The organism is Vibrio frigidus, from assembly GCF_042465995.1.
Classification (GTDB): domain Bacteria; phylum Pseudomonadota; class Gammaproteobacteria; order Enterobacterales; family Vibrionaceae; genus Vibrio.
Map to the genome: position 1 here is coordinate 37,072 of NZ_JBCDMC010000017.1, position 22,034 is coordinate 59,105.

Here is a 22,034-nt window from a genome sequence, read left to right on the forward strand (position 1 = left end):
AGCAAAAATACACGATCTAATTTGAAGCTACTCGACTACAAGACGAATGCCTTCTTGTTCGATAGTAATAATGCCTTTTTTGTATAAACCACCAATGCTCTTTTTGAAGGTTCCTTTACTGGTGCGAAAAACAGAAAAAATAGCGTCCGGTGTCGACTTGTCATTCAAAGGTAAATACCCTTCTTTCTTTTTCAACAAATCGATGATTTTTTCACTCAGGTCATCCATTTTAGCGACACCAATCTTCTGGAATGACAGATCGATTTTACCATCTTCTCTGACATTCTTAATAAAGCCTTTAAGGCGCTTGCCGATAAAGACCTTTCCGAACACTTCAGAAGGAAAAATCATTCCCCAGTGAGTACCGTTGATAATGGCTTTGTAACCGAGCTCGCTGCGCTCTGCGATGATTATATCTACCTGCTGGTTAAGCGTGTAACTAGAGGGTGTTTGATCTAATATCTTGTTGAATTTTGTTGTACCAACAATTCGACCCGATGCTTTATCTCGGTACACGTAAACGAGGATATTTTGTCCTTCGTTAAATCGAGCACGCTGTTCGCTGAAAGGAACCAGAAGATCTTTCTTCTCTATGCCCCAATCAACAAATGCCCCCGTATTGTTAACCCCCACTACAGACATCAAACCAAACTCGCCCACTTGTGCGATTGGGGTTTCAGTTGTCGCGGTTAACTGGCTCTCTGAATCGAAGAATAAAAATACTTCTACACGCTGGCCAACCTCGAGTCCCTCAGGTGCTTGACGTTTTGGCAACATCACACTGCCGTAATCATCTGCATCTAGAAATAGACCGAAACTTTCAATTTTTACTACTTCTAGCTCGTTTATTTGACCAACTTTAATCATGAATCTGTTCCCATTCTTAATGAGCTCGGGATTATACGCTATCTAACTTTCTGTTGTTATTAAAATCTAATATCGATTTTACCCATCCGTAATCAAAATAAATTTCGCTCTCAACGCTACCCCACCACTTTTATAGACAAGGTCAGACTAAAAATAGCCATCGGGTCATTACCACCAATTGATGGGCACGTAGCGACAATTTTCACTGACTTATTGACCCTCTCACCAGTACTAATTGCCTCGTCTAACATGTCATCGATTAACTTTCCGTCTTCACATGTAAAAATAACATCCGCTTCTGGTCGTTTTAGAAACTGACCTTCTACCTCTTTAAAAGCCAACGAGATTTTTTTTCCACTCTCTTGTGCCTTACTCATTGCGAGAAAACCACCCGCAACGTCAGCACCAACGGCTAATACGCCGAAATACATGCTATTTAAATGATTTTTTGTTTTACGTCTTAATGGGATTTTAACAATGACTTTCTCTTCATCCATTTCGAGTATCTTAGGTCTACATATCCAAATTAAAGGAACTTTGGTAAAGGCGAAGAGATTAAGGTAAAGATTTGCTTTCGCTAGAGGAGATAACATAAAGGCGCCGTATTGATTAACTGATTGGACCAGTTAATCGGGCGCCTCTATAAATGTCAAATTAATGTTAATAAAATGATAACTACATTGGGTATTAGCTTGTAACAACCACTTTCATGTTCTTAAGTTCTATTAGTGTTTCTTGCAAAATAGGGGTTGATGCTAACGCGGGGCATAAAACCAAATACGGCTTCTTGGCTTTATTTACAAGCTTAACCATCTGAACAATAAGAATAGATACCGCTTCACTTTGAATGTCAAAGCTATGCTCTAACGCCTCATTTTTATTATCAATACCAAGTGTAAATTGAGCGAGATTTTCGACATTTATAACCACACCATCAAAATATTGCAGTATTTTTTCAGCAAGAAGGATAGACGATGGTACGTCACAAGAATAAAGTAGTTTGAGACCATTTAAACCTCTAGGTAATCCTTGTTCCGCAAGTTTATCGATAATCGTTGCGGCATCGCTCAAGGTTCTAACAAATGGCACAACAACCTCGATATTCAGTCCTTCAGCACGAAGTTGTTTCACTATTTGGCATTCTAACGCGAACGATGAACCATATAACTCCGATGCGTAACGACCTACACCACGAAGCCCCATTGCAGGGTTTACTTCGTTGGTTTCACATTGCCCACCCAACAATGCATTAAAGGCATAACTGTCGCTGTTACTCAGGCAAACGCGGATAATTTTGTGGCTTGGTGTAATCGAGTCTCTAATGGCAGAGTACAGTGTTGAAACAAAATGTTCCGCAACAGTCTGACCGTTAAGTATCGCTTGTAAGGTTGCCGCGTCCGTTTCAGACAACGATGCCTGATCGATAGATGGGTGATAAAAAACCTTTTCCATAATCAAATCGGCTAATGACACATATAACTGATCAGACTCAGTCTGCTCAATGTAAGAAGGAAGCGCGTTAACGACTTCAATTTCTGAAAGAATGACACCTTGAGCTGCGTTACTCATTACTACTCCGTTAGATATTCAATTACTATGCTAACGAAAATACAATCCAACTACGCTTAACTCAAGCGAAAAGTGACGATAATTCTAATTAAACTGAATATTTATGACCTTTTCACCCTCTTTTTGCTTATCGACTTATATTGGCAGTTTATTCCTATCAATATTTCCGTTATCTTTACCGCTTCGCAATTACAAAACTGCCTCGAAGATGCCACTTAAAACAGACGAACTAAGAACACAGGCCCTTGGGCCAATGCCAACACCTGCTGAACTTGTTAAATCGCACCCTCTTACCGATGATGTCGCAGAACGAATTGCTCTCTCTCGCAGACAAATTGAAAATATTCTGACAGGTGTAGATAATCGCCTTTTAGTGATCGTGGGTCCTTGCTCAGTTCACGACACCGACGCAGCTATTGACTATGCTGAGCGACTGAGCCGTGTTCAAGACCAATATAAAGACCAGCTATTTATTGTTATGCGTACCTATTTTGAAAAGCCACGTACTATAGTTGGCTGGAAGGGGTTGATCACGGACCCCAATCTCGATGGTTCTTATGCGCTCGAAGCTGGCTTAGAAAAAGCACGCAAACTACTTCTAGATATAAACAAGCTTGGTCTAGCAACCGCAACCGAATTTTTGGATATGATTACAGGGCAATATATCGCTGACTTGATTACTTGGGGAGCGATCGGCGCTCGCACCACTGAGTCTCAAATACATAGAGAAATGGCATCTGCGCTCTCTTGTCCCGTTGGATTTAAAAACGGAACAAATGGTAATACTAAAATAGCGATCGATGCTATTAGAGCGGCTAGAGCCAGACACTATTTTTACTCTCCAGATAAAAATGGTCGAATGACGGTATATCGCACCAGCGGAAACCCATTCGGACATGTCATTTTGAGGGGGGGCGACAATGGCCCTAATTTCGACTCAACGTCGATAGAAGAAGCATGCAGCAAACTTGGCGACGTTGAACTACCACAAAGGTTAGTTGTCGACTTTAGCCATGCGAACTGTCAAAAAATGCACCGAAAACAGTTAGACGTTGCTGAGGATATTTGTCAACAGATCCGTTCTGGCAGTACATTCATTGCCGGTATTATGGCAGAAAGCTTTATAGAGGAAGGTAATCAATCGATGACCGACCTTGATAACTTAACTTATGGCAAATCTATTACCGACCCATGCTTGGGTTGGGAAGACACCGAAAAGATGTTAGATATGCTTTCTTTAGCGATTAAAGATAGAAATTTAGGAGAATAATTGATGCCTTCGTTCGATATTATTTCAGAAGTAGATTCAGTAGAACTACATAACGCTGTGGACAATTCCAATCGTGAATTAACGACGCGTTTTGACTTTCGAAATGTGGAAGCAAGCTACACCTTAAAAGATGACGTGGTAAAACTCGCGGCACAAGATGATTTTCAGCTAAGACAGATGATGGATATTCTACGCGGGAACCTGGCCAAGCGTGGTGTTGATGCCGAATCTATGGAAACCAATACAGCCGTTCATTCAGGTAAAAACTGGTCTCAAGATGTACAATTTAAGCAAGGTGTTGAGGTCTTAGTTGCGAAGAAAGTCGTTAAAGCGATCAAAGATGCGAAGATAAAAGTTCAAGCCTCTATTCAAGGTGAAAAAATTCGTGTCACCGGAAAAAAACGTGATGATTTACAAAACGCGATGGCGTTAGTGAGAGAATCTGATCTGGGACAACCTTTCCAGTTCGATAATTTTAGAGACTAAATACTAAAAATTTGGTTAACCGCAAAGCCCCTATTATCTGATTGATGCTAGGGGCTTTGTTGTTTGCAGTGTATTTCTGCAAATTTGATTGAATGGGGTAACCGCTTTGCTACTCAATGATCCTCAAAACCTTGTCGGACGCAATCAGCTCTTTAAGTGGCGTATTCGTTTCAGAAATTCCTTTAGGCATAAATATGCACGTCCGGCTTGTTCGCACTCGACTGTTTTCTTTTAACAATTGGACCAAATGTGCATGGCTTTGATAACAGGTTCTTTCTGCGTCTCTACGGCATAAATCAATGAATGAGAATGGACAGCCTTCTGGGTAGAATACTCTCTCACTTTCCTGCATTATTCGTAATGTTTTGATAGAGATAAGCTCAACATCTCGACCAAATTCGATCCAACACTGTGACAGCGTAACACCAGCTTCGTTGAATAAATGGAATTGGTACAGAGACTCAAGTTCTGCCATATTATCAATGAGTTCAATTTTTGAATCAGCGAAAAACCGCTCCCAAAACCGACGGCGTTCATCGACTGATTTATAGACATTTTTGATATCCCTTCTTTTCGCTGCGGCAAACTCCACTAATAAACCTGTATTGTGAGAAAGTACCCGTTCAATTTTCTCTCGTATGTTTCGCACCAATACCGGAGAACCCCCTCCACTGGATATTGCTATCTGAACTTTGCCACGGTTAATCATCGACGGTGTAATGAAATCACAGTAGGGTTTATCGTCAACCACGTTGACTAATATATTACGTTTTTTTGCATCTTTATGTATTTGATGATTCAGTTCAGCATCATTCGTTGTAGCCCACACTTGTATGTAACTCGTAATGAAACTATCTCGATATTGAGAACACTCCCAAGTTAAACGACCTTCTTCAACACATTCTTGCAAATAATCAGTCAATACAGGTGAGACAATGGTGACCTTTGCGTTTGCTCGTAATAGGGACTCTATTTTTCGGCTAGCCACTTCCCCCCCGCCTACAACCAATACTGGCTTGTTGTTCAAATCTAAAAATAGTGGAAAGTACTGCATGTTATTCCTATTTAATACATAGCACTAAAGTGGTACACGTCCCCAACTTAGTGCATTTAGTTAACAAATTATACACAATTATAACTATTTACTGTTAAATTTACACGTCATACCAGATTATTACACTTAATTATAGCTGCTTTACAGCACATTAACTCAGTAGCACGTCTTTTTTACTACAAATCACTCTAAATCACCAAACTTGTGCACTGTTGCACTATTTACAAACACGCAACATTTCGTCATTCTAAACAACGTGAAGTTAATTAAATTTTTATAGACTACACTTTTTACAACATTAATTAATAGAATTAAAACTTTACGCACAAATGTAAACATTGTTCTAAACGCATTTTGCAAAAAGACAATATACAACAGACAACATATAAAGACACGGCAACAGGTGTCACCTAGTTCAACATGGATTATACAGGAAGGATACAAATGGCGAATAAACTTACGATTATTGCTTCAGTGGTAGCAGCTTCTACTGCTTTGATAGCAAATTCAGCTTCAGCAGCAGAAAGTACTCTAGAAAAAGTGAAAGCTCAGGGTTTTGTTAGTTGCGGCGTTTCAACAGGATTACCAGGATTCTCTAACCCTAACTCAAAAGGCGAATGGGAAGGTATCGATGTTGAATATTGTCAAGCTATTGCAGCAGCCGTTCTAGGTGACAAAACAAAGGTTAAATATGTACCTTTAACTGCAAAAGAACGATTCACTGCACTTCAATCAGGTGAAATCGATGTCCTAAGTCGTAATACAACGTGGACACTGCATCGTGACACCGCTCTAGGCTTAAACTTTGCCGGCGTAAACTATTACGATGGTCAAGGTTTCATGGTTAAGAAAGAACTTGGTCTAACAAGTGCTGAAGAATTAGACGGTGCATCAGTTTGTGTTCAGTCTGGTACAACAACAGAACTTAACCTTGCTGACTATTTCCGTAATAAAGGCATGTCTTACAAGCCTGTAGTATTCGATACAGCGGCTCAAACATCCGCTGGTTTTGACTCTGGTCGCTGTGATGTATTGACAACTGACCAATCTGGTCTTTATGCCCTTCGCTTGAACCTTAAAGACGCAAGCAGCGCTCAAGTTTTACCAGAAATCATTTCTAAAGAACCTCTAGGTCCCGTTGTTCGCCAAGGCGATGACCAATGGTTGAACATCGCTAAGTGGACACTGAATGCGATGATCAACGCCGAAGAGTATGGCATCACATCGGCAAACGCTGACGATATGCTTAAATCTTCCGATCCAAATGTTAAGCGTATTCTTGGCGTAGATGGTCCTAAAGGTAAAGGCCTTGGTATTCCTGACGATTGGGGTTATCAAGTCGTTAAGCAAGTCGGTAACTACGGTGAAAGTTTCGAACGTACTGTTGGTAAAGGATCACCGTTGCAGATCGCTCGTGGTGTCAATGCACTTTGGAACGCGGGTGGCTTTATGTATGCTCCACCAATCCGTTAATTCACTTATTTGAGTTAGTAATTGAATTAGGGCGGTTCCGGCCGCCCTTTGTTATTTGGATTTAGAGGTTATAGCTGTATGAAACCTACCAATACAATAGCGCAGGACTCGGACGCCCCGGCAGCCAAAAGCTCAAACCTGCTGTATAATCCCACCTTTCGTTCTATCGTTTTTCAGATTATAGCGGTCGCTGCTCTCGTATATTTCTTTTATACCATTGTAAATAATACACTCACCAACCTAGACGCTCGTGGCATCGCCACAGGTTTCGGTTTCTTAAGTCAAGAAGCAGGCTTTGGGATTGGTCTGACGCTCGTCGAATACAATGAAACGTTCTCTTATGGGCGTACATTCATTGTCGGATTACTAAATACCGCATTAGTCTCGGTACTTGGTATTGCGTTTGCAACAGTACTTGGCTTTACCGTTGGTATAGCTCGGTTATCGTCGAATTGGTTAGTCAGTAAAATGGCTGCAGTTTATATTGAAACTTTTCGAAATATCCCTCTGTTATTACAGATATTTTTCTGGTATTTCGCCGTACTTCAAGCACTACCGTCACCAAAACAAAGCTTAAGTTTAGGTGAAGCCATATTTCTCAATGTACGTGGTATCTCTTTCCCTGCTCCTGTGTTTGAAAGTGGCAGTAACTTTGTTATTGCATCGTTTATTTTTGGTATTGTATTTACAATAATCATTAATATTTGGGGCAAAAACAGACAAGCGCTCACAGGACAACAAACACCAATAGTACGCATTGGTATTACGCTATGTCTTGTGCTGCCAATGATTGTTTACTTCTTAGCCGGTTCTCCTATTTCTGGTGATTACCCAGTACTTAAAGGGTTTAACTTTAAGGGCGGTATCAGCATTATTCCGGAACTTGGTGCGCTACTTTTCGCGTTGAGTATCTATACTGCTTCGTTTATCGCAGAGATAGTGCGTTCTGGTATTAATGCGGTAAGCCATGGTCAAACAGAAGCGGCAATGTCGCTTGGCCTACCACGCAACCGTACGTTAAAGCTTGTGGTTATTCCGCAAGCATTAAGAATTATCATTCCACCTTTAACAAGCCAATACTTAAACCTAACTAAAAACTCCTCTTTAGCGATGGCAATCGGTTATCCAGATTTAGTCTCTGTGTTTGCAGGTACAACGCTAAACCAGACAGGACAAGCAATAGAGATCATTGCCATGACTATGGGGGTTTATCTAACACTGAGTTTGGTGACATCAGCATTGATGAATATTTATAACCGCAAAGTTGCACTGGTGGAGAGATAGAATGAAAATACATCAATTTCAAGAAAGTCTACCACCACCCGCCAATACTGTTGGTATCGTTGGTTGGGCAAGAAAGAACCTATTTAATGGCCCTGTAAACTCATTATTAACCTTTGTTCTTGGTTATATTGCTTTTAACTTAATTTGGGCGATTGCTCAGTGGGCGTTTATTAACGCAGATTGGGTCGGCACAACCCGTGATGCATGCTCCCGTGAAGGTGCTTGTTGGGTATTTATTAGTGTGCGCTGGAACCAGTTCATGTTTGGTTTTTATCCTCTAGAGGAACTCTGGCGACCACAAATCTTCTACGCAACATTGGCTATTTTCATCGCTTTATTAGTCTATGAGAGAACCCCGAAGCGAACGTGGATATGGTTAGTATTCGTAAACATCTATCCATTTTTTGTTGCCGCTCTTCTTTATGGCGGTGTCTTTGGACTTGAAGTCGTTGATACCCATAAATGGGGTGGTTTACTGGTTACGTTGATTATTGCACTCGTTGGTATCGTTGTTTCGTTACCTATCGGTGTTGCATTAGCGCTTGGGCGTCGCTCTGATATGCCAATAATACGCAGTATGTGTACGGTATATATAGAAATGTGGCGCGGAGTTCCGTTAATTACCGTTCTATTTATGGCGTCAGTTATGCTGCCCTTGTTCCTTGCAGAAGGTTCAGAAACAGATAAACTTATTCGAGCGCTTATCGGTGTAGTTCTGTTTAGTGCGGCTTATATGGCGGAAGTTATTCGTGGTGGCTTACAAGCGATACCGAAAGGTCAGTATGAAGCAGCCGACGCATTAGGTTTAGGTTATTGGAGAAAAGTGGGATTAATCATTCTTCCCCAAGCTCTGAAGATCACTATTCCTTCGATTGTAAATACCTTTATCGGTCTGTTTAAAGACACCAGTCTGGTACTTATCATCGGTATGTTTGACGTTCTGGGCATTGGTCAGTCGGCCAACAATGACCCTGAGTGGTTGGGCTTTGCAAAAGAAAGTTATGTATTTGTCGCGTTAGTGTTCTGGGTATTCTGTTTTGGTATGTCGAGATATTCGATCTATCTAGAGAACAAACTCAATACCGGTCACAAACGATAGCTAAAGATTCAAGGACGTATTATGACGCAGCAAGAAGATTATGTAATCCAATTAAAGAAGATGAACAAATGGTATGGGGATTTTCACGTACTTAAAGATATTAACCTGAAGGTTAAGAAAGGTGAGAAAATTGTCATCTGTGGTCCGTCTGGATCGGGTAAGTCAACGATGATTCGTTGTATCAACCGTTTGGAAGAACATCAACAAGGCAAGATTATTGTTGCTGGTAATGAACTCACAGAAGATTTAAAAAACATCGAAGCCGTGCGCAAAGAAGTTGGGATGTGTTTTCAGCACTTTAACCTTTTCCCACATCTTACGGTTTTAGAAAACTGTACGCTTGCGCCTATTTGGGTGAAAAAGATGTCCAAGGCTGAAGCGGAAGAGATTGCGATGAAGTATCTCGAACGTGTTAAGATTCCTGATCAAGCAGAGAAGTATCCGGGCCAGCTTTCTGGCGGGCAACAACAACGTGTGGCGATTGCACGTTCATTGTGTATGAACCCACAAATTATGCTGTTTGATGAACCTACGTCCGCACTCGACCCAGAGATGGTACGCGAGGTACTTGATGTTATGGTTGAACTTGCAGATGAAGGCATGACCATGCTTTGTGTTACGCACGAAATGGGGTTTGCTAAAGAAGTAGCAGACAGAGTTATCTTTATGGACGTTGGTGAGATCATAGAGGAAAACAATCCTATTGATTTCTTTGAGAATCCAGAATCCGACCGTACTCGAAACTTCTTAAGTCAGATCTTGAGTCACTAGAGAAAGTAAGCGACAATGACCTAAGAGGCGGCTGATAGCCGCCTCTTGTATATATAGTTTTGATGCGGTAATAATTTGTTACATCTGCGGTTGGTAGTATCTTTATAATTTATTGCGTTTTTTTATATACTCTCTTATAACAAGGGTTGAATTTTGAAACTTTCACCCCAAAATATAGACTAAATAATTAGTCAGTTACCTTTTGAGGAAGATTATGAACAGTCCACTGGTGTCGCGTTCTTCAACGCAACCGAGCGCGATTCAAACGAACAAAGTATTGCGTAATACTTATTTCCTACTTTCGATGACGCTATTCACAAGTGCTATTGCAGCAGTTGTTACAATGGCGATTCAAATATCTCCAATGATGGCGCTTGGTATGCAACTTGCCGCTATTGGTATTCTGTTTTTTGTTATGCCTAAAGCTATTAACTCATCAATGGGTGTTGTGTGGACATTTGTTTTCACTACTTTGATGGGAGCGGCATTAGGTCCAATGCTCAATTACTATGCTGCGATGCCAAACGGTGCGGGCGTTATTGCTCAAGCATTAGGTATGACTGGTTTGGTAACAATGGGACTCTCTGCTTACGCTATCACATCGAAGAAAGATTTTTCATTCATGAGAAGTTTCTTGATGGCAGGGTTGATTATTGTCATCGTCGCCTCATTACTTAACATATTCTTTGTTCAATCATCGATGATGCATATTGTTATTAGTAGTGTCTCTGCCATGGTTTTCTCTGGCTTTATTCTTTATGACACAGGTCGAATCGTTCGTGGTGAAGAAACAAACTACATCAACGCGACAATTTCGATGTACTTAAATATTCTGAACCTATTTGTTAGTTTGCTTCACATTCTTGGCTTCTTGAATGATGACTAACCGATAAGATGATAAAAATAAAAGCCCAGATACTTATCTGGGCTTTTTTGTTTGCGCAAAAAGCGGTATCTTTAGCTAAAAATTGCCATCGGAAAGAACCATGTTTGAATACAGCGGAAAACAGATACAGACGGATGCGGAAGGCTATCTACTCAACTTCGACGAGTGGGAAAAGGGCATGGTTACTGTACTTGCGCAAGAAGAAGGGATAGAAATAACCGCAGCGCACCTGGAGATAATTTTTTTTGTCCGTGCTTTTTATGAAGAGTTTAATACCTCCCCTGCTATTAGAATGCTAGTAAAAGCAATGGCTAAAGAACATGGCCCAGAAAAAGGGAGCAGTAAATACCTATTTACACTGTTTCGCAAAGGCCCTGCAAAACAAGCGACAAAATTAGCTGGCCTACCAAAACCAGCCAAATGTCTGTAGAGATTGAATACTTTAACGGGTATTAATACAGAATGTTAAAGCCTCTGTACGACTTAAACGCGAGTTGTTGTGACAAAAGCTGATTAACAATCGACATTCTCGGCCCTTTTTTCAGCCAGTCGTGCAACGATTCTATCGAGCTTTCATCTCCACAAGCGATCACTTCCACATCGCCATTATCCAAGTTTTTAGCATAGCCCGTTAATCCTCTTTTGTTGCCTTCATGGCACGTGTGGTATCGAAAACCCACACCTTGCACAACACCGGACACAATAAATTTCATACAAACCTTAGCCATCGTACACACTCCTTGGACAACGAATACCCTATTCTAACGTCCTAATAATAACCTGTAATTATATTCCTATGTTTCTTTGTTGATTTTCTAATTACAATTCACCACAATACCGCTCCTTATTACTATTCAGGTAACACCATGACAGCTGCAATCTATCTTGAAAAAGGTCGAGACAAATCTTTAAGACGTAAACATCCTTGGATTTTTTCCCGTGGTGTGCATAAAGTCGAAGGAGAGCCTGAGCTTGGTGAGACCGTAAACGTGTTGGCACACAATGGCGAATGGTTGGCAAAAGCGGCCTATTCTCCAATATCGCAGATCCGCGCACGCGTCTGGAGCTTTCAAAAGGAAGAGATAGACACGGCATTTTTCGTTAAACGAATTCGACAAGCGCAGTTATTGAGAGAAGACACCATCGAGAGAGATGGCCTGACAGGTTACCGTCTTATTGCGGCTGAATCCGATGGTTTACCCGGCATAACAATAGACAGATACCAAGATTTCCTTGTCTGTCAGCTTTTGAGCGCGGGCGCAGAATACAATAAGAAACATCTTGTTGCAGCCCTAGTTGAGTGCTTTCCAGACTGTAGCGTTTATGAACGCTCTGACGTTGCAGTACGTAAAAAGGAAGGTCTGAGTGAAACAATGGGCGTACTGCATGGTGAGACGCCTCCTGAGTCGGTTGTCATCGAAGAAAACGGTATAAAGATAAACGTTGATATCGTCAACGGCCATAAAACAGGTTTTTACTTAGACCAGCGTGACAGTCGCCAGCGTTCAATGAAATATATGAAGGACAAAGACGTACTAAACTGCTTCTCTTACACGGGTGGCTTTGGCCTTTATGCATTAAAAGCAGGCGCTAAACGTGTTATTAATGCTGACGTATCTCAACCCGCACTTGATAACGCCAAGCTAAACGCAGAATTGAACCAATTCGATATATCAAAAAAACGGGCTGTGTTTCTTAATGCGGATGTATTCAAACTGCTTAGAGAATACCGGGATCAAGGCACCAAATTTGATGTCGTTATTATGGACCCACCTAAGTTCATAAGCAGCCGTCAAAATATAACCTCAGGTGCAAAAGGCTACAAAGACATCAACATGCTAGCGATGCAGATCTTAAACCCTGGCGGAACCTTACTCACTTATTCTTGTTCAGGATTAATGAGCGCCGATCTTTTCCAGAAAGTCATCGCAGATGCGGCCGTAGATTCTGGTCGTAGCGTTAAATTTATTGAACGCTTTGAACAAGCCGCCGATCACGTTATTGATAGTGCCTATCCGGAAGGTTTTTACTTGAAAGGATTTGCTTGTAAGGTGTTGTAGGTTAGACAATAACCAAAAATCATACCATTTACATTAGTTGTATCATCAAAATAAATTCGATTCTTCAGACTGTTCAAGACGTCCTGATTTGAATTACCTATACAAAAGAAGGGCTCCTAGGAGCCCTTCTTTACTTTGGCATGATATTAACATCTAGCCGTCGTAGGTGAATACTTTAGCCAATAACTCCGAGGTTAAATCAATGGTCGAACCATCAGTATAAGAACTATCCAATTCTAAGGCAGACACACCATGCTCTAGAACAATCGTTTGACTACTCCCTTGCTCATTGAACTGAATTTTAACATTATCACCATCAACAGTAACACTCGAAAGAATATCATCAATACTATCCACTTGGGCGTTGGATTCTAGCAGGTCAGTCAAGTCAATTTTATCTGAGTTCAGGTGGAAGTCAGTAATAATGTCAGTGCCTGAATCTATGGTGTCCGTAGACCAAATGAAAGTATCTGCACCATCACCTCCGGTGAGAATATCGTTACCAAGTCCGCCATCTAAGAAGTCATCACCTTTCCCACCATATAGGGTATCATTTCCTTCTTCACCATATAACTTGTCCGCACCACCTTGACCATACAGAGTATCATCACCTTCTCCACCGTAAATAGTATCGCTATCTCCACGTGGATCAGAGTCAACATACAACAACTCTTCATTCGCTTTAATAAAGTCGTAAACCTCAGATTCTGTAGGTGCTGTTCCGTTTTTCGCCTCAAGATACGTTTCTAACGCCTCAATACCCGAACCGTCTGCAGGTTTATCAACACCTGTTATTCCTGACCAATCCAAGTTGTCTGTATTTAGCACATCACCAAAGATAATGTCGTTCCCTTCATGGCCGTAAAGCGTATCCGAACTAACTGCAATCTCGGTTAACTCTGTTACACCCGTATTCAAAGCAAGCTCTAATTCGTCATTACCGCTCACAATGTCAACTAGACCTAACCCTGCCAGAACAACCGCTAGATTCGCTAGGTTAACTTGACCACCACCAGAATTCGAAAGCCGTAGCCTATAAGTACCAACAGGCAAATCGAGAATACTTACGGATATGCTGATTTTCTCAACACCATTAGGTGTCACAATAGCCTGAGAATTAACCTCGTTATCATTTGAGTCTATCAGTGCCCAGTTAGAGCTACCGTTTCCGGTAATATGGGATAATTCAAACGAAATATCAGCACTATCTGAAACGAATATTTCCTCAGAAATTATCGACTTTTTATTTCCAGCGACTTTAATAAGGTCTCCATCGTTTTTAACGGTATCGCCTTTATCGTTATAAAATTCAAGATTTCCTAATCCTAGAGTTACATCCGCAGTGCCCGTATTATCAAAATGGCCAAGCGTCTCGACGGAAATATCATCGCCGACACCAATTGCCTTAACATCACTAATCGCACTTAACGCACTAAATGCCGTTATAGCTTGAGATATATCTCTTGGCTCTGTTGTTCCGCCAGAGTTATCACCCGGTGTTACCATCGTTGGTTCACCATCACTCAACAAGAAGGTCAGGTTTTGTGCATCAGAAGATGGTAACCCAGTGAAGTAGTTAGTGGCAGCCTGGAAGGCAGATACGTAATTGGTACCACCACCTGAGGTAAGGGCATCAATAGCGATGTTAAATGCGGCGAAATTACTAGCTGTTAAATTCGTAACTTCGACCGGCGATCCTGCCTCAGGCCCAAATGGGATTAGCGTGACATTAATTTCCCCTGGGTGATCTTTCATTGACTCAATCAAATCGGTCAGTTTGTCTTGTACTGCTGACAGCTTAGATTGTATTGAACCCGTCTCGAAAATTTCCCCCATGCTGCCAGATACATCCACTAGCAGAGCTATATTGTAATCGTCTGCCTCAAGCACAACACGAGTTTCGACGCCACCTAGATCGCCAATTATGACATCATTGCTAATTGAGCCGTCAATATTATTGGTTCCGTTATCGCCAATATAAAGCGTAGGATCCGTATTAACCACGAAGGTTACTTCGGCAGTGTTCCCAGCAAGTCCTTGCGCATCAATCGCGTGATATTCAATAGTTTCATTAGCCTGAGCATCCAGTACCTCGACGCTATTAACGAGCATATTAGAATTCATTGAACTCTGTGTGCTGCTCGTCGTATATATCTGTAGGCTTTGGATGCTATAGCCGTTGTCCGCTGTAATAATCGCTTCAAAGTTGCCTGAACCGGTATACACGTCTTGATTCGTGGCGTCATTGTAATCTTCTACTCTCGTAACAATATGACCATCACCATCGACCATAGTAACGATTACATTAATTTGCGCATTAGGATCATTGCTGTCCGGATTATTTGTGTCACTTTCATCATAGTTACCCCATAAACTTCCAAACTCTATGGCGACGCTATTTACTAATGCGCCACTTTCGCTGTAATCCACCTTAATATATTCAGGTTCCTGAACATCAAGTTCGTTACTCCCGCCTTCTGCACCGCTATCAACACCAAATCCAGATTCATTATTGCCACTGTCATAGGTTAGCGATGTAGATTCTTTATCAAGTCGGCCGCTAGTGATCAGTACGTTGGCTTCGACAACCGTATCCGTGCCGTCTACGTACCCGCTCATAGAGCCGTCGTTAACATTCAAATGAGATAATAATCCTCCTGAAGCCGTGAAGCTCAATGAGTCCAGAATATCTTCAGAAGAATTCGCAACATATCTGACTTGACTAATGTCATCAATCTGTTGTTCTTTGGTAATAGGTACATCGCTGTTTGCTAGGAATAATGTGCCGTGCTGTGGAACCGAGTCGATAATGACTTGAGTATCACCACCAGTACTATCATCTTCTGCATCTGTAACGTTATTTTGTGTGCCGTTTTGGCCGCCATCGAAGCTAAATGCTATTTCTTTACCTGCATCCGCTACCACAGTAAAGTCTTGTGCTGTAGGGGCGTCGTTGACTGGCGCAACATTAATGAATACAGTAGCAGTGTCTGTTCCACCATTACCATCACTCACCGTATATTGGAAGCTGGCCGGTCCGGAGTAATCATTTGCTGGCTCAAACGTGATACCCGTAATGACATCATCAGTATAGACTAGAGTTACACTTCCATTTTCTTCATCAGATACGCCAACGATAGACAAAGTATCACCATCGATATCGCTATCATTTGCTAATAATTGAGACGCTGTAAAGTCAATCGCTTTATCTTCATTCGTATCGAACCCTTCACTAACACGAATATTATCAATGTACGCACCCAGACTATTTGACGCACCGAGTCCGGTAAAGCTCAATTGACTACTGTCAGCAGGTGTATTGAACGTGATACTAACTGTCGACCAACCGTTATTTAACGTCGCCGACAACGACACCTCTGCACCATCGTCAGAAATAAAACTTAGATTACCCTGAGCATCAGAGTGAACTTGTACCGTTTGTCCTGCAAAAGTCACCTCCATATCACTATCCGCTTCAGAACCAGGACGAGGTTTGTAATCGAAAACAAGCTGATATTCAGAGTCCGGCGTGTCTAGACTTCTAGACATTGTAACGATGTTGTGAGCGTCAAGCTCTGCATGGGATTCGCCCTCTGAAGCGGTTGAACCACCAACGTTACCAGACTGTATTTCCACACCGTTAACTGACGTATCCCAACCATTATAGTTGTCGATAACCCCCCATGAATTACCGGTGATCTCGTGCCCTTCTTCGAAGGTTTCTGTGAAGATGGTGTTGTTGAAATCGTCGGTTGCAACGGGACCATCGTTGACAGATGAAACATCAGAAAAACTCAATGTACCTTGAGTCAGAGCAACATCCTTACCATCACTCACTGTATACATAGCGCTCGGGACGGGTCCGGTGTAATTTAACATAGGCATAAACTCGAATGACCCATCGGCATCTATCGTTAACTCGCCAATACCTGCAATGCTCAGAGCTTGACCAACCGTCCCAACATCACCGTCAAAACTGAACGCTGTCACCTTCAAGTCACTATGTTCATTGTCCACATCGGTGTCGTTTGTTAACACGTTGCCCTTCGCAAGCGTATCTTCTATCACCGGGATTGGTCCGTCATCATTCGCAACTGGTGCGTCGTTAACGGAGTTAATCGTCACCGCAACCTCAGCTGTATCAAATCCGCCATTACCGTCACTTATTGTATAGGTAATGGTGTCTGTACCGTTGTAGTGCGTTTCAGGAGTGTAGTTTATCGTCCCATCAGCATTGATGCTCACTGCACCATGGCTAGCCTCTGCTCCAGTAACACTTAACGCATCACCATTTGCATCACTGTCATTACCTAGTATATTAAAGTTGTTTACCGCTCCATCTTCATCAAGACGCATTGTGTCATTTTCTGCAGCTGGTGAATCATTGGTAACACCAACTGACAAGTAAATAGTACCGTCTAACAATGAAGCCTCTTTATCTGAATCAATAGCCTTGTAGTCAAAGCTATCAACTAACTCAGCATCATTTATAGTGACGCCTTGCAGTACGAAATTTGAATTGGTATCTGTTGGTGAAGTTGTATAAATCCGAATTTCATCAAATCCTGAAACACTATCTATTGTTAGGGTACTTTCGCCCGTCCCATTATACAGTTCATCATAGCTGAGCGTCTCACCTACCTGCTCACCGTTAATCAATAAGATGACATTCACTTCAGCATCCGCTTTATGGCCATCAGTGAAGTTGCCCCATAAGCTGCCCAAATCAACATCAATACTATGGACTAAACGGCTATTACCAAAATCTACCGCTATATATTCATGGTTTGCCACTTCAACTTCTGAGCCATTTACCCCCAAGCCTTTTTCACCGTCGCTTCCGTCATAATTCAGTGTCGCTTCGGTTAAAGTACTTGTCGTATCCGGTGCTTCACCTGAGAAAGTACCACCTGAAATCGTTATTCCATCTGTCGCACTTGTTCCTGATGTAGTAGTGAAAGTTGTCACTTGGCCATTCGTATATGTGCCAACAAAATCACTTTGTACATCAAAGCTTGTGTTTAATTCAAATTCAGAGTCAGCTTCAAAGCGCAGTTCTGTATCGTCGGTTACAACATCACCCACTTTAAGCGCTATTTTTTTACCATCCCCATCAATTTGATACAAAGCACCATTTTCAGGCAAATCTGTAATTTCAATTGTAGTCACTTTACTAGAAGAAAGATCATCTTCAACATCAGTGGCCTTATCCGCCAGCTTGATATTGATAAATGTTTCACCAGTATTGGCTTCGAATGAAGCATCATTCGCAGTAGGGGCGTCGTTGACGGGTGAAACATCAGAAAAACTCAATGTACCTTGAGTCAGAGCAACATCCTTACCATCACTCACTGTATACATAGCGCTCGGGACGGGTCCGGTATAATTTAACTCTGGCATAAACTCGAATAACCCATCGGCATCTATCGTTAACTCGCCAATACCTGCAATACTCAGCGCCTGACCAACCTTCCCATCAATACCGTCAAAACTAAACGCTGTCACCTTCAAGTCACTATGTTCATTGTCCACATCGGTGTCGTTTGTTAACACGTTGCCCGTCGCAAGCGTATCTTCTATCACCGGGATTGGTCCGTCATCATTCGCAACTGGTGCGTCGTTGGCTGGCGCAACATTAATGAATACAGTAGCAGTGTCTGTTCCACCATTACCATCACTCACCGTATATTGGAAGCTGGCCGGTCCGGAGTAATCATTTGCTGGCTCAAACGTGATACCCGTAATGACATCATCAGTATAGACTAGAGTTACACTTCCATTTTCTTCATCAGATACGCCAACGATAGACAAAGTATCACCATCGATATCGCTATCATTTGCTAATAATTGAGACGCTGTAAAGTCAATCGCTTTATCTTCATTCGTATCGAACCCTTCACTAACACGAATATTATCAATGTACGCACCCAGACTATTTGAATCACCGAGTCCGGTAAAGCTCAATTGACTACTGTCAGCAGGTGTATTGAACGTGATACTAACTGTCGACCAACCGTTATTTAACGTCGCCGACAGCGATACCGTAGCACCATCATCAGACACAAAACTTAGATTACCCTCAGCATCAGAGTGAATTTGCACTGTTTGCCCTGCAAAAGTCACCTCCATGTCACTATCCGCTTCAGAACCAGGACGAGGTTTGTAATCGAAAACAAGCTGATATTCAGAGTCCGGCGTGTCTAGACTTCTAGACATTGTAACGATGTTGTGAGCGTCAAGCTCTGCATGGGCTTCGCCCTCTGAAGCGGTTGAACCGCCAACGTTACCAGACTGTATTTCCACGCCGTTAACTGATGTATCCCAACCATTATAGTTGTCGACAACCCCCCATGTATTACCGGTAATATCATGCCCTTCTTCGAAGGTTTCTGTGAAGATGGTGTTGTTAAAATCGTCGGTTGCAACGGGACCATCGTTGACAGATGAAACATCAGAAAAACTCAATGTACCTCGAGTCAGAGCAACATCCTTACCATCACTCACTGTATACATAGCGTTCGGGACGGGTCCGGTATAATTTAACTCTGGCATAAACTCGAATGACCCATCGGCATAGATTGTTAACTCGCCAACATCTGCAATACTCAGCGCCTGACCAACCGTCCCATCATTACCGTCAAAACTGAACGCTGTCACCTTCAAGTCACTATGTTCATTGTCCACATCGGTGTCGTTTGTTAACACGTTGCCCTTCGCAAGCGTATCTTCTATCACCGGGATTGGTCCGTCATCATTCGCAACTGGTGCGTCGTTAACGGAGTTAATCGTCACCGCAACCTCAGCTGTATCAAATCCGCCATTACCGTCACTTATTGTATAGGTAATGGTGTCTGTACCGCTGTAGTGCGTTTCAGGAGTGTAGTTTATCGTCCCATCAGCATTGATGCTCACTGCACCATGGCTAGCCTCTGCTCCAGTAACACTTAACGCATCACCATTTGCATCACTGTCATTACCTAGTACATTAAAGTTGTTTACCGCTCCATCTTCATCAAGACGCATTGTGTCATTTTCTGCAGCTGGTGAATCATTGGTAACACCAACTGACAAGTAAATAGTACCGTCTAACAATGAAGCCTCTTTATCTGAATCAATAGCCTTGTAGTCAAAGCTATCAACTAACTCAGCATCATTTATAGTGACGCCTTGCAGTACGAAATTTGAATTGGTATCTGTTGGTGAGGTTGTATAAATCCGAATTTCATCAAATCCTGAAACACTATCTATTGTTAGGGTACTTTCTCCCGTCCCATTATACAGTTCATCATAGCTGAGCGTCTCACCTACCTGCTCACCGTTAATCAATAAGATGACATTCACTTCAGCATCCGCTTTATGGTCATCAGTGAAGTTGCCCCATAAGCTGCCCAAATCAACATCAATACTATGGACTAAACGGCTATTACCAAAATCTACCGCTATATATTCATGGTTTGCCACTTCAACTTCTGAGCCATTTACCCCCAAGCCTTTTTCACCGTCGCTTCCGTCATAATTCAGTGTCGCTTCGGTTAAAGTACTTGTCGTATCCGGTGCTTCACCTGAGAAAGTACCACCTGAAATCGTTATTCCATCTGTCGCACTTGTTCCTGATGTGGTAGTGAAAGTTGTCACTTGGCCATTCGTATATGTGCCAACAAAATCACTTTGTACATCAAAGCTTGTGTTTAATTCAAATTCAGAGTCAGCTTCAAAGCGCAGTTCTGTATCGTCGGTTACAACATCACCCACTTTAAGCGCTATTTTTTTACCATCCCCATCAATTTGATACAAAGCACCATTTTCAGGCAAATCTGTAATTTCAATTGTAGTCACTTTACTAGAAGAAAGATCATCTTCAACATCAGTGGCCTTATCCGCCAGCTTGATATTGATAAATGTTTCACCAGTATTGGCTTCGAATGAAGCATCATTCGCAATCGGTGCATCGTTGACAGATGAAACATCAGAAAAACTCAATGTACCTTGAGTCAGAGCTGCGACCAAACCGTCACTCACGGTGTACTGCGCGCTCGGTACGGGTCCGGTATAATTTAGCTCTGGCATAAACTCGAATGACCCATCGGCATCGATTGTTAACTCGCCAACACCTGCAATACTCAGCGTCTGACCAGCCGTACCAGTCTTGCCGTCAACGCTGAAGTCAGTTACCTTCAAATCGCTATGTTCATTGTCCACATCGGTGTCGTTTGTTAACACGTTGCCCTTCGCAAGCGTATCTTCTATCACCGGGATTGGTCCGTCATCATTCGCAACTGGTGCGTCGTTAACTGGCGCAACATTAATGAATACAGTAGCAGTGTCTGTTCCACCATTACCATCACTCACCGTATATTGGAAGCTGGCCGGTCCGGAGTAATTATTTGCTGGCTTAAACGTGATACCCGTAATGACACCATCAGTATATACTGGAGTTACACTTCCATTTTCTTCATCAGATACGCCAACGATAGACAAAGTATCACCATCGATATCGCTATCATTTGCTAATAATTGAGACGCTGTAAAGTAAATCGTATTATCTTCATTCGTATCGAACCCTTCACTAACACGAATATTATCAATGTACGCACCCAGACTATTTGACTCACCGAGTCCGGTAAAGCTCAATTGACTACTGTCAGCAGGTGTATTGAACGTGATACTAACTGTCGACCAACCGTTATTTAACGTCGCCGACAGCGATACCGTAGCACCATCATCAGACACAAAACTTAGATTACCCTCAGCATCAGAGTGAACTTGCACTGTTTGCCCTGCAAAAGTCACCTCCATATCACTATCCGCTTCAGAACCAGGACGAGGTTTGTAATCGAAAACAAGCTGATATTCAGAGTCCGGCGTGTCTAGACTTCTAGACATTGTAACGATGTTGTGAGCGTCAAGCTCTGCATGGGCTTCGCCCTCTGAAGCGGTTGAACCACCAACGTTACCAGACTGTATTTCCACGCCGTTAACTGACGTATCCCAACCATTATAGTTGTTGATAACCCCCCATGAATTACCGGTTATATCATGCCCTTCTTCGAAGGTTTCTGTGAAGATGGTGTTGTTAAAATCATCGGTTGCAACGGGACCGTCATTAGTACCATTAATAGTAATGGTTACGGTCACTGGCTCTGAATCTTCAGTGCCATCATTCGCCGTATAGGTGAAACTGTCTGTCGCTTTATCATCAACGCCTAATGATTCAA

15 protein-coding genes are annotated in these 22,034 nt (G+C 42.2%); 9 read left to right on the forward strand and 6 right to left on the reverse strand.

Annotated features, from left to right (window positions below; translation table 11 throughout):
* Positions 1-27 precede the first annotated feature (27 nt).
* The 3 genes from AACW90_RS21145 to AACW90_RS21155 all read right to left on the reverse strand — a co-directional run bounded on the left by AACW90_RS21145 (position 28) and on the right by AACW90_RS21155 (position 2,436).
* A complete protein-coding gene (locus AACW90_RS21145) occupies positions 28-867 on the reverse strand; it encodes a CvfB family protein (RefSeq protein ID WP_390238574.1) in 840 nt (279 codons plus the stop codon).
* 116 nt (positions 868-983) lie between these two features.
* The gene (locus AACW90_RS21150; protein WP_275136593.1) at positions 984-1,460 is read right to left on the reverse strand and encodes a PaaI family thioesterase; all 477 of its coding nucleotides are present in this window, start codon (positions 1,458-1,460) and stop codon (positions 984-986) included.
* A 94-nt stretch (positions 1,461-1,554) separates the two neighbouring features.
* Positions 1,555-2,436 (reverse strand): putative PEP-binding protein, encoded by an 882-nt coding sequence (locus tag AACW90_RS21155; protein WP_390238578.1) that lies wholly within the window; start codon positions 2,434-2,436, stop codon positions 1,555-1,557.
* A 208-nt stretch (positions 2,437-2,644) separates the two neighbouring features.
* On the opposite strand from AACW90_RS21155, the gene AACW90_RS21160 reads away from it, so the two are divergent.
* Entirely contained in the window at positions 2,645-3,706 is a 1,062-nt protein-coding gene (locus AACW90_RS21160) for a 3-deoxy-7-phosphoheptulonate synthase (protein WP_390238581.1), read from the forward strand.
* A gap of 3 nt (positions 3,707-3,709) precedes the next feature.
* Complete coding sequence (locus AACW90_RS21165; protein WP_195703241.1) at positions 3,710-4,192, forward strand: YajQ family cyclic di-GMP-binding protein; 483 nt, start codon at positions 3,710-3,712, stop codon at positions 4,190-4,192.
* 109 nt (positions 4,193-4,301) lie between these two features.
* Here the strand turns inward: AACW90_RS21165 and AACW90_RS21170 are convergent, their stop codons facing one another.
* Positions 4,302-5,246, reverse strand: a complete 945-nt coding sequence (locus tag AACW90_RS21170) for a precorrin-2 dehydrogenase/sirohydrochlorin ferrochelatase family protein (RefSeq protein ID WP_390238584.1) — start codon at positions 5,244-5,246, stop codon at positions 4,302-4,304.
* Positions 5,247-5,690: 444 nt separating this feature from the next.
* Between AACW90_RS21170 and AACW90_RS21175 the strand changes: the two genes are divergently transcribed.
* The 6 genes from AACW90_RS21175 (at position 5,691) to AACW90_RS21200 (ending at position 11,189) form a co-directional block, all read left to right on the forward strand.
* A complete protein-coding gene (locus AACW90_RS21175) occupies positions 5,691-6,719 on the forward strand; it encodes an amino acid ABC transporter substrate-binding protein (protein WP_390238587.1) in 1,029 nt (342 codons plus the stop codon).
* Positions 6,720-6,797: 78 nt separating this feature from the next.
* Positions 6,798-8,003 (forward strand): amino acid ABC transporter permease, encoded by a 1,206-nt coding sequence (locus AACW90_RS21180; RefSeq protein ID WP_390238590.1) that lies wholly within the window; start codon positions 6,798-6,800, stop codon positions 8,001-8,003.
* Between the two features lies 1 nt (position 8,004).
* The gene (locus AACW90_RS21185; protein WP_390238593.1) at positions 8,005-9,102 is read left to right on the forward strand and encodes an amino acid ABC transporter permease; all 1,098 of its coding nucleotides are present in this window, start codon (positions 8,005-8,007) and stop codon (positions 9,100-9,102) included.
* Positions 9,103-9,123: 21 nt separating this feature from the next.
* Positions 9,124-9,873, forward strand: a complete 750-nt coding sequence (locus AACW90_RS21190; RefSeq protein WP_275136586.1) for an amino acid ABC transporter ATP-binding protein — start codon at positions 9,124-9,126, stop codon at positions 9,871-9,873.
* 214 nt (positions 9,874-10,087) lie between these two features.
* Positions 10,088-10,759: a Bax inhibitor-1/YccA family protein gene (locus tag AACW90_RS21195; protein WP_390238596.1), complete on the forward strand. Its 672-nt coding sequence runs from the start codon at positions 10,088-10,090 to the stop codon at positions 10,757-10,759.
* A gap of 100 nt (positions 10,760-10,859) precedes the next feature.
* Positions 10,860-11,189 (forward strand): TusE/DsrC/DsvC family sulfur relay protein, encoded by a 330-nt coding sequence (locus AACW90_RS21200; protein WP_390238599.1) that lies wholly within the window; start codon positions 10,860-10,862, stop codon positions 11,187-11,189.
* Between the two features lie 22 nt (positions 11,190-11,211).
* Here AACW90_RS21200 and yccX read toward each other — a convergent pair whose 3' ends face one another.
* Positions 11,212-11,487, reverse strand: a complete 276-nt coding sequence (gene yccX, locus AACW90_RS21205) for an acylphosphatase (RefSeq protein WP_390238602.1) — start codon at positions 11,485-11,487, stop codon at positions 11,212-11,214.
* 138 nt (positions 11,488-11,625) lie between these two features.
* Here yccX and AACW90_RS21210 point away from each other — a divergent pair, with 138 nt between their 5' ends.
* Positions 11,626-12,819 (forward strand): class I SAM-dependent methyltransferase, encoded by a 1,194-nt coding sequence (locus tag AACW90_RS21210; protein WP_390238605.1) that lies wholly within the window; start codon positions 11,626-11,628, stop codon positions 12,817-12,819.
* Between the two features lie 153 nt (positions 12,820-12,972).
* Here the strand turns inward: AACW90_RS21210 and AACW90_RS21215 are convergent.
* Positions 12,973-22,034: tandem-95 repeat protein (locus AACW90_RS21215; protein WP_390238607.1), on the reverse strand; the 9,062-nt coding region annotated here is incomplete at its 5' end.